The sequence below is a fragment of the Cellulosimicrobium cellulans genome (genome assembly GCF_042723955.1).
Lineage (GTDB): Bacteria > Actinomycetota > Actinomycetes > Actinomycetales > Cellulomonadaceae > Cellulosimicrobium > Cellulosimicrobium cellulans_H.
In genome coordinates, this window is sequence record NZ_JBHXIC010000065.1 from 17,911 (window position 1) to 25,808 (window position 7,898).

The 7,898-nt window shown below is 73.1% G+C and carries 3 protein-coding genes; 2 read left to right on the forward strand and 1 reads right to left on the reverse strand.

Going from position 1 to position 7,898, the window contains the following annotated elements:
* Nucleotides 1-143: 143 nt before the first annotated feature.
* Nucleotides 144-4,250 carry a polysaccharide lyase family 8 super-sandwich domain-containing protein gene (locus tag ACFWH7_RS15840; protein WP_378217706.1) on the reverse strand — a complete coding sequence of 1,369 codons (4,107 nt, stop codon included), beginning with the start codon at nt 4,248-4,250 and terminating at the stop codon, nt 144-146.
* A gap of 545 nt (nt 4,251-4,795) precedes the next feature.
* Between ACFWH7_RS15840 and ACFWH7_RS15845 the strand changes: the two genes are divergently transcribed.
* Together ACFWH7_RS15845 and ACFWH7_RS15850 are read left to right on the forward strand one after the other, a co-directional pair.
* Complete coding sequence (locus tag ACFWH7_RS15845; RefSeq protein ID WP_378217708.1) at nt 4,796-6,136, forward strand: M20/M25/M40 family metallo-hydrolase; 1,341 nt, start codon at nt 4,796-4,798, stop codon at nt 6,134-6,136.
* A 59-nt stretch (nt 6,137-6,195) separates the two neighbouring features.
* The gene (locus ACFWH7_RS15850; protein WP_378217710.1) at nt 6,196-7,686 is read left to right on the forward strand and encodes an MFS transporter; all 1,491 of its coding nucleotides are present in this window, start codon (nt 6,196-6,198) and stop codon (nt 7,684-7,686) included.
* Nucleotides 7,687-7,898 lie beyond the last annotated feature (212 nt).

Sequence of the window (7,898 nt, forward strand, 5' to 3'; positions counted from 1 at the left end):
TTGTTTGGTTGCTAAAGTGGGGGGGTCCTGGGGGGGCGGGGTCCCGCCACCGGGGGGTTGTGGGGGCGGGGGGGGGGCGGCGGGGGCGGGGGGGGGGGGCCCCCCCCCCCCCCCCACGACAGCCCGGCTGCGGCCGCCGCGGCTCAGCCGCAGCGCTTGGCCTCGTACGGTGCCTGGACCGTCACCGGCTCGCGACCGGGTGCGGTGGCCGTGATGCTCACCGCTCCGGCGTCCACCACGGCCGCTCGGGAGCTGAACGACTGGTAGGCGTTTCCTCCCGGCGCGACCGCGGCGTACGTCCGGTGGCCGAACGGTGTCGACAGCATGATCGACGCTGTCTGCTCGTCCGTGTTCGTCGCACGCACCGCCACGTAGGCCGTGCCGGCCAGGCAGCGCGCCGTCACCTCGACGGTCGGCGCCGTGGTCACCGGGGCTCGCTCCACGAGACCCTCGAGCGCCGCCGCGAGGGCCGCCGTCCTCTCGTCGACGTCGCCCTGGGTCGCGCCCTCCGCGCGGGCCGCGGCCTTCGCTGCCTCGAGCGCGGGCAGCAGGGGGGCCCAGCTCTCGGGCGTGTACTGCCTGCTGTCCAGCGCGTCGGCCTGCGCGACGAGCCGGTCGAGCTCAGCCGTGTCGACCGCGACGACCACGTCGCACCACGCGATCTCGTCACCCTTCGCGTGCGTGACCAGGACGGCGGTCCTCCCGGCCTGGCCGGTGGCCAGGTCGAGCTCCACGCGCCCGTCGCCGACGCGGGGGTCGCCCACGACCGACGCCACCGACTCGTCGAGCGAGAACGCGATGAACTCGTCGTCCGCTTCGAGGGGCGTGACGCTGGCCGTCGCCACCGCGCTGGACGCGGGATCCGCGGCCACGGGCGACGCGTCGCACTGCAGGTTGTACCCGCCGTACACCTCGAGCTCGAAGATCGAGAGCCCGTACTTCGTGACGGGCAGGCCGATCACCCGGACATAGCGCACGTCGGACTCGGGCAGGTCCACGACGTTCCGCAGCTCTGCCGAGGTCTTCTCGACCCGGGCCAGCTGCTCCCAGGTCCGGCCGTCGAGCGACCCTTCGACGCGGAAGTCGTTCGACGTCGCCGCCTCCCAGGTGACGACGATCTGGTTGATGCTGCGGGTTCCCTCGAGGTCGACCTGGAGCCAGCGCTCGATCGTGTACGGCGCGTCCTGGCGCTGGGAGGACCAGCGCGTCGTGAGGTTGCCGTCGTTGGCGTTGCGGGCGCCGGCGGTCGCGTTGTAGGTCGAGTCGGCCTGGACCGGCCGGGCGAGGGCCAGGTTCTCCCGGCCCGCCGGCACGGTCGGCGCGTCGACGACCACGTCGTCGGCGAACACCTCGAGCTCCCACAGCGAGACGCCGTACTGGGTCGTGCTGCGTTGGACCGTCTGCATGCGCACGTAGCGCGCCCGCTCGTCGACCACGACGGCGTCCGTCCCCCCGTCGCTGCCCGCGCCCGTCGTGACGTAGGCGTCGCGCCAGGCGGTGCCGTCGTCGGAGACCTGGATACGGTACTGGCGGGCGAAGGAGGCCTCCCACCACAGCCGCACGGCGCCGATCTGCTGCACGGAGCCAAGGTCGACCTGCGCCCAGGCGTTGTCCGAGAGATTCCCGCTCCAGCGGGTGTCCATGTTGCCGTCCGTGATGCTCGCAGCGGCCCCGCCCGACGAGCCGGAGGCGGTCGCCGACCGACCGAGGGCGAGGTTCACGCTCGAGTCGACGTCGAGTTCCCGGACGGCGTACCCGTCGTCGCCCGGGCCGTCCAGCATCACGAGGCGGACGAAGGCGGCCGCGGTCGGGGTCAGTTCGAGCCGGGTGCGACCCCCGGCGCCGTCCTGCACGAACCGGTGGTCCGTCCAGGTCGCGCCGTCGAGCGACGTCTGCAGCAGGAAGCGCGACGCGTGCTGCTCGCCCCACGACACCGTGGCGCCGGTGACGAACGACCCCGGCGCGAGACGCCTCGTCAGCCACGCCGTTCCGTCTCCGTCGGAGCGCCAGGCCGTGGCGTCGTCCCCGTCGCCCGCGAGCGCCGCGCCGTGACCCTCCAGCGCGCTGCTCGCGGTGAGGTCCGAGTCCGTCCCGGCGCCCGACGAGAGGGGCGCCGTGACGGTCTTGCCCAGGCTCGCGCCGGAACCCAGGGCGAACGTGCCGCGGTGCTCGCCGTCCGGACCGCCGAGCACGACGGAGACGACGAGGCCCGGCCGGTCGGGGTTCGCGACGCTCACCACCGGGACCTCGCCCGACTCGTCCACGAGGACGATCGCGGGCTGGCTCACCTCGAGCGTCCGGCCCTCACCGAGGTCGAGGCTCCCTGCCTGGTAGAACGTCGCCATCGTCCGCCGGAGCCCGGCGTGGCGCACCGCCTGCACCGCGGTGTCGTTGCGGAGCACCTGGACCGCGGGGGCCTCGGCATAGGCCTCGACCTCCTGCGGGGAGGCCGCGGGGAGCACCACGTACTCGTAACCGGCGTCGCTCGGACGCACGCCGTGGTCCACGTAGAGCGTGAAGGCGTCGCGGCTCACCGGGTCCTGACCGACCCAGCTCCCCGTCTGCGCCGTGTTCGAGACGAGCACGCGCTGACCGGCCGGGAAGACGTAGCCGACCTCGTCGTTGTAGGCCCACGACGGGCCCTCCAGCGCTGCGCCCACGGTCCCCGGCGCGACGGGTCGGCCGTCGGCCGAGGCGTTGCCCTTCGCGACGGCCTGGTTCACCGTCGTGTGCACCGGCGCGTCGGACCCCGAGCGGATGCCCGCGCCGAGCGCGACCATCTCGTCGTCGAGGTAGAAGTAGCTCTTCCTGCCCTGGGTGTCGGCCCGGTCGAGGCTGTGGACGCTCACTCCGTAGGTGCCGTCCGAGACGCCGCCCGTGAAGCTGCCTCCGTTGCCTGTCCGACCGGCCGTCCCACGCGTCTGCTCCTTGACGTAGGGAGCGGTGACGCCGGGGTAGTGGAACCAGTCGAACGCCGGGCCGAGGTCGACGTACTCCCGGTTGGTCACCTGGATCGCGGTGGCGCCCGCCGCGTTCCACACGATCTCGTTGCCGACCTCCGGGCGGAAGGTCGAGCGGTACTCGCTGCCGACGGTGCGGCTCGAGTTGAGCCGCGTGAAGATCCCGTACCCGTCGCGCAGGTGGGACGAGAACTCCGATCGCCAGAAGTACTTGTTCCCGGTGACACCGTTGGTCCGGGTGGTGCCCCTGATGCTGTCGATCAGCTCCTGGTAGTCGGTCGCGTACAGCGGGTCCGTGCGTTCCATCTTGGCGAGCGGCTCGAGGAACTCGGCTGCGTACCCCGTGACGCCGTCGACGGTCTTCGGTTCCCTGTAGCCGAGGTACAGCATGCCGACCTCGCCGCGGATCATCCACCGCGTGCCGTTGACGACGTAGAACGCGATCGTGTCCAGGTGCTCCCGGGTGAACGCGAGACCCGTGCCGCGCGCCGCGTCGGCCCACAGCGCCACGTTGGTGAAGAGCGCCATGCCGTACCCCTCGCTGTACAGCTGCGCCCCGTGCGCCCAGAAGCTCCCGTCGGGCTGCACCGCCTCGTTGGTCGCCCCGGAGCGGTCGACGGCGACGGTCTGGACCATGGTGTCGAAGCCGGACACGATCTTCTCGTGGTCACGGGTCGCGAGCGCCTCGAAGAGGTAGTTCGTCGTGCGCCACGCACCGTTGGCGCCGACCGGGTCGAGCCTGCCGGTGTTGTGCTCGAGCGCGACGGCCTTCGCCTCGGGGCTCAGCTCGTCGCCGAGGAAGACGGTGAGACGCCCCATCGCCATGGACTCGCCGATCTCGGTCTCCCACCAGTTCGTGTTACCCGGGTCGACCGCGTCCCACTGCACGAGTGCTCGCTCGACCGCGGCGAGGACGGCGGGGTCCTCGAAGCCCGCGGCGTCCGGGTCGCGGTAGGCCTGGGCGAGCGCGAGCATCCGGTAGAGCGCGATGTAGGCGGACCAGGTCGCGCCGTTCGCGGAGCTCGTCCGGTCGGCGTAGTCGACGTCCGGCCACGACCCGTCGGCACCCTGCGACGCGACGTAGTCGAGAGCCTCGGAGGTACGTGCCAGGTAGATGCCGTTCGCGATGATGACGTCGTCCCCCTGCCCCAGGTAGTACTCCCGGAGGCGCGACGTGATCGTGTCGACGTCGTCGCCGGGCGGTTCCGCGCCCGCGGGCGCGACGACAAGTCCGACAGCGCTCAGCACGAGTGCCAGGAAGGCGGAGATCAGGGCTCTGACGCTTCTCATGGGCTGCTCCCTTGTGGTGGTCCGTGGCGCACGCACGGTGCGGTCGGGGCGGCGCAGGCCGGCCTCGGTCGTCGTCCGTCGAGAGCAGCGCGGGGCAGGTCGCCCCTCGGCACGAGTGCCGACGGCGGTGACGGACTTCTGACGCGTCATCGCGCAGGTGCTCCTTCACGGCGAGGCGGCCCGTGCCGCCTCCGACGGACGGTTCGGCCGCCGGCGAGGCGCCGGGCGGGCCGCGTCCTGCCTCGCCTCCTTGTGGCGAGGTCGCCGGCCGTGCGCCCACGGGTGGCGCCTCCCTTGCTCCGACGGTGACGTGGCGCTAGTAAACCGGTTCTTGACAGCGCAGTCAACATTGCACCTGGACCTCCTGGACGCAAAGCGACGCCGGATCCGCCGCGATCCCTCTGCGCAGGCGCAAAGCACCGCGTGCTTCGTGGGCACTCCTTCCCAGGGGGCGCGACGTGTCACTAAATCGGTACAGGCACAATAGGCCACGGTGAAGGGGTCCTCGTCGCCCGCTCGTGACATCGAGTCTCTAGGGTGAGCGCATGACGACCACGACCGTGACCCCTCGGCCGGGCGCCGACGAGCGGCTCGCCCGCCTCATCCGGATCCCCACGGTGTCCGCCGAGCTGGAGCAGCGGGGCCTCGCGCCCTTCGACGAGCTGGTCGATCTCCTGCCCGAGCTGTACCCCCTGGTCCACGAGCGCCTCGAGCGCGAGCGCATCACCGAGCTCGGTCTGCTCTACCGCTGGCGCGGGCGCTCCGACGAGCCGCCGGTCGTGCTCATGGCGCACTACGACGTCGTCCCGGTGGACGAGAGCGACGACTGGACGTACCCGCCCTTCGAGGGGCGCGTCGCCGACGGCTGGGTCCACGGGCGCGGGGCGCTCGACGACAAGGGTCCGCTCGTCGTCGTGCTCGAGGCGGTCGAGAACCTGCTCGCGGCGGGCTTCACGCCCGCGCGGGACGTCTACCTGTCGTTCGGCGGCAACGAGGAGTCGCACGGCGCGGCCGCCGCCGCGATCGCGACGACGCTGCGCGACCGTGGCGTGGTCCCCTGGCTCGTGCTCGACGAGGGCGGCGCGGTCACGGACTCCCCGCTCCCCCTCGTCCCCGGGAGCGCGGCGATGATCGGCGTCGGCGAGAAGGGCGTCCTCACGCTGCGCCTCAGCGCGCGCGGCGAGGGCGGGCACGCCTCCGCCCCGCCCACGACGACGGCGGTCCGGCGCGTCGCGCGCGCCGTCGAGCGCCTCGGCCCGCGCACCTTCCCCGCGCGCACCCCCGTCGCGATCTCGCGCATGCTCCGGCTCTTCTCCGACCGCGCGACCGGACCGGCGCGCGCCGCGCTGCGCGCGCTGGCCGCCGCGCCGCCCGCCGCCGCCCAGACCTTCGCCGCGATGGGCGGCGAGGCCGCGGCGATCGTCCGCACGACCGTCGCGCCGACGATGCTCTCCGGCGGCACGGCCGCGAACGTGCTGCCGTCGCAGGCGTCCGCGACCGTCAACCTGCGCATCGCGCTCGGCGAGTCCGTCGCGGGCACCGTCGAGCGCGTCCGCCGGCGCGTCGACGACCCGCAGGTCCAGATCGAGGTCGTCGAGAGCAGCGAGCCCTCCCCCGAGTCCCCCGTCGACGACGAGCGGTTCGCCCTCCTCGCCGCGTGCGTCGGCGTCTCGCACCCTGATGCTCTCCCCGCCCCGTACATCACCATGCAGGCGACCGACGCGCGCCACTTCCACCGGTTCTCCCCGGCCGTGTACCGGTTCGCGCCGCTCGCGATGTCCGCCGAGCTGCGCGCCACCATCCACGGCGTCGACGAGCGCGTCGAGGTCGCCGAGCTCGAGCGGGGCGAGCGGTTCCACCGCGCGCTCCTCGAGCGGCTACCCTGACGCTCCCCCAGTTCCGGGGCGCGCGACGACGCGCGCCTCCCCACGCAGAAGGAGCAGCGATGGCTCGCTCGCTCACCGGGCGCCTCGCGGGTTCGACCCTCGCCGGCGTCGTCGGTTTCCTCGCCTTCGTCGAGCTGACGAGCGGCGTCCTCCAGGGCTACTACACGCCGATGCTCACGGACATCGCACGGCACCTCGGCGTGCACGACGCCGACGTGAACTGGCTCGAGGGCTCGCAGCTCATGCTGTCCGCGCTCGTGGTGCCCGCGCTGGCCAAGCTCGGCGACATGGTCGGCCACCGCCGCATCCTCCTGTGGTCGACGGCGGTCACCGCGGCCGCGTCCCTCGCCCTGCCCTTCACGGACTCGTTCGCGGTGTTCCTCGTGGCGTGGGCCGTGCAGGGGTTCTACGTCGTGTGGCTGCCGCTGGAGATCGCGCTCGTGTGGTCGCGCGCGCGGCGCCTGGCCAACCCGGCCGCCGTCACGGCCCGGGCCGCGGGCATCCTCGTCGCGGCGCTCGAGACGGGCGCGATCGTCGGTGCGCTCGCCGGCGGGGCGCTCGTCGACGCGCTCCCGCTGCGCGTCGTGCTCCTCGTGCCGGCGCTCCTGGTCGTCGTGTGCTTCGTCGTCGTGCTGCTCGGTGTGAAGGAGTCGCCCGACCCCGCGGGCGGGCGCTTCGACACCGTCGGCCTCGTGCTCGTCTCGCTCGCGCTCCTCGCGCTCACGGGCGGCCTGAGCCTGCTGCGCCTCGAGGGCGTCGTCGCGGTCGCGCCGTGGGCGCTCGTGGTGCTCGGCGCCGCGCTGCTGTGGCCGTTCGCGCGGTGGGAGCTGCGCCAGGACGACCCGCTCGTCGACGTGCGCATGTTCCGCTCCCCCACGCTCGGCCCGGTGTTCCTCACGGCCGGTCTGTTCGGCGTCTCCGTGCTCGGCGCCCAGGCGCCGCTGTCCACGTTCGCCCGCACCGACCCCGCCGTGCACGGGTACGGCCTCGGCACCACGGGGTTCCAGACGTCCCTGCTCATCGGGGTCTACCTCGTCGGCATGATCGTCGGCGCGCTGTCCTACCCCCGGGTCGCCCGCCGCGCGACGCCGCGCCTCACCCTGGTCGGTGCGTCCACCCTCGTGGGCGTGGGCTTCCTGCTCTTCCTGCCGTTCCACGGGACGTACGCGAACGTGCTCACCAACATGGTCGTCGTCGGGCTCGGCTCGGGGGCGCTCGTCGCCGCGCTCCCCGCAGCCGCCGCGGCGGCCGCTCCCCCGACCCTCACCGGCGTCGCGACCGGCCTCACCAACTCCGTGAAGACCGTCGGCGGCGCGATCGCGTCCTGCATCTTCGGCATCGCGCTCGCGGGCGCCGCGCTCCAGGGCGGCGCCACCGAGAGCACGGCCGGCTCGTTCGGCGGGTACGTCACCGTCTGGGTCGTGTGCGGCGCGACGGCGCTCGTCGCCGCCGTCCTCCTCCTCGCCGTCGTGCCGCGCCAGGCCTTCACCGACCCCGCCGCCGCGGCCCCCGTCGAGGGCGCACCCGCAATCACGTCACCGACCGCCTGAACCACCGAGACAGAACCCTCGCTCGGCTGAGGCAGAACCGCAGTCCGCCGAAGTAGAACGCTGGTCTGCCGAGATAGAACCGTGGTTGCGCGAGGTAGAACGCTGGTTCTTCTGCCTGACGGCGTGTGGTTGCGTTGGGTGGGCAGGGTGGGTGGTGGTGCCGCGTCTACCATCCGCCGCTCGTTCCTCGCGGCTCCCGCCAGGCCCTGTCT